This is a genomic window from Klebsiella sp. 10 (genome assembly GCF_018223925.1).
Taxonomy (GTDB): domain Bacteria; phylum Pseudomonadota; class Gammaproteobacteria; order Enterobacterales; family Enterobacteriaceae; genus Klebsiella; species Klebsiella pneumoniae.
Genome location: NZ_JAGRRB010000031.1, coordinates 1 through 1,041, shown reverse-complemented (window position 1 = coordinate 1,041; position 1,041 = coordinate 1). Strand labels below are relative to the sequence as shown.

General features: G+C 56.5%; 1 protein-coding gene. It reads right to left on the bottom strand.

Annotated features, from left to right (window positions below):
* A partial coding sequence (locus tag KHQ26_RS25575) for an Ig-like domain-containing protein (protein ID WP_228297900.1) occupies positions 1 to 1,041 on the bottom strand: 1,041 nt, incomplete at both ends.

Sequence of the window (1,041 nt, the reverse complement as noted above, 5' to 3'; positions counted from 1 at the left end):
CGAATCACTGTCAGAATCGGAGTCACTGTCAGAGTCCGAATCGCTGTCCGAGTCAGAGTCGCTGTCAGAATCCGAATCGCTGTCGGAGTCAGAGTCGCTGTCAGAATCGGAGTCGCTGTCGGAATCTGCATCAGCATCCGACTCACCGATATCACTTCCTGCCACGATATTAATCGTCAGCGTAGCCGTCGCCGTATCACCATCCGCATCCACTATCGTGTAGGTAAAGATATCGGCCTGGCCAACAGCATCCGCATCGCCAGTCGCCTTGTAGGTATAGCTGCCGTCCGCATGGATCGTCAGCTGACCGTAAAGACCATTTATCACAACACCTGCAGCCGTCACATCAAGCGGCGTGGTCTGCACGCTGGAGGCGATTTTGCTTACCGTAATGCCATCACCGGTGTCTGCTACATCACCCCCTGCATCCGCAACCAGCACATTGCCGGCAATTGCCGTCGAGGTGTACTGCGTAGAATCCGTGATTGTCGCCTGGGCAACCGACAGGAGATTTGCTGACGCCAGTTCATCAACCACTGCGGCCAGACCGCCGGAAGCCTGCGGTGAAGAAACCACCACCGCGTAGTTCCCGGCCGGCAGGTCGCTGAAGGTCGCGCTGCCGGAGTAAACCAGATTGAGCAGCGCCAGAGACGGCGTCAGGCTCACGGCATCCGGAATAATCTGCACCACCTCACCGGTGTCGGTATTCACTATCGACAGATCGGCAGTAATGGATGAAGCGCCGCCCACCAGTTGCCCCACCAGTGCCAGTACTGACTGCAGACTCAGCAACGTTGAACCAGTGACCGCTATCGTCACATCCTCAGTTGTTCCTTCGCTAACCGAGAACTTCGTGGAGTTCGCCGCCAGCAGGGAGACATCCACCGTATTGAGTAAGGAGACACCAAGCAGCTGGCTTGCGGTTCCGGTCACGTTGTTAAGGTTGCCGTCTACGGTATCGATAGCCGCCGTATGGGTATCATTATTTGCCTGCGGTTCGGTATCCGAATCGGAGTCGGAGTCGCTGTCAGAATCCGAATC